Below are 409 nucleotides of genomic sequence, written 5' to 3'. Positions count from 1 at the left end.
GTGTTCCATAAAAACCTTCAACCGTACCACGTGCCGTAACATCTGGATAATCTGTGATTTCTCCTAAAGGCAATTCTTCTGATGCTAATAATGCAAGTAAAGTTCTTACGCCATAATAGGTGCCACGTGCATCTCTACCAATAACTGTAATGTTTTTATTGCTGCTATTGATATAATAACCTTCCNNTTGAAAAACCTGTTTTGGAAGTGTTCTCCGCATTAAAAAATGTAGCGAGTAGATTTTGCGTGGCTTTATCTGTGCTTTTTTGCTCTATGCTAAACGTATTAGGCAGTGCTGTAAAACTAGAAAATGATACCTGTTGCGGTACGGGATGAATGTCGATCGTTTGTGCAAAACCAATAGTGGTCAGCAACATAAATAGTCCTGAAAGTAAAGTGTTTTTGAGAC

At 38.1% G+C, this 409-nt stretch carries 1 protein-coding gene; it reads right to left on the bottom strand.

Annotated elements, in window-relative coordinates; all coding sequences use genetic code 11:
* The coding region (locus JEM65_RS21010; protein WP_233530775.1) for a glycoside hydrolase family 20 zincin-like fold domain-containing protein at window positions 1–220 on the bottom strand (220 nt) is incomplete at its 3' end.
* Window positions 221–409 lie beyond the last annotated feature (189 nt).

This window comes from Gelidibacter salicanalis (genome assembly GCF_016469035.1).
Taxonomy (GTDB): Bacteria; Bacteroidota; Bacteroidia; order Flavobacteriales; family Flavobacteriaceae; genus Gelidibacter; species Gelidibacter salicanalis_A.
This window is presented reverse-complemented; position numbering and strand designations above follow the sequence as displayed.